The sequence below is a fragment of the Streptomyces beijiangensis genome (assembly GCF_017315755.1).
Taxonomy (GTDB): Bacteria; Actinomycetota; Actinomycetes; order Streptomycetales; family Streptomycetaceae; genus Streptomyces; species Streptomyces beijiangensis.
In genome coordinates this window covers 1-226 of record NZ_JAFLRJ010001223.1, presented here as the reverse complement: position 1 = coordinate 226, position 226 = coordinate 1, and the positions used below count along the sequence as shown (strand labels likewise).

1 protein-coding gene is annotated in these 226 nt (G+C 73.9%); it reads left to right on the top strand.

Annotated elements, in window-relative coordinates; all coding sequences use genetic code 11:
- Window positions 1-226, top strand: a 226-nt coding sequence (locus tag J0695_RS44900) for a hypothetical protein (RefSeq protein ID WP_242553791.1), incomplete at both ends; no start/stop codon positions are given.

Genomic DNA, 226 nt, shown 5'->3' with positions numbered 1-226 from the left:
TCGCGCAGGTACCGCACCGGCGACCTCGCCCGCCTCACCGGCGACGGCGAGCTGCAGCACCTGGGACGCATCGACACCCAGGTCAAGATCCGCGGCTACCGCGTCGAACCCGGCGAGGTGGAAGCCGCCCTGACGGCCCATCCGCACATCGCCCAGGCCGCCGTCGTGACCCAGCGGCCCGGGGACGGGTACGAGGTAGGCGGCCAGGTAGGGGGTGGTGTCCCCG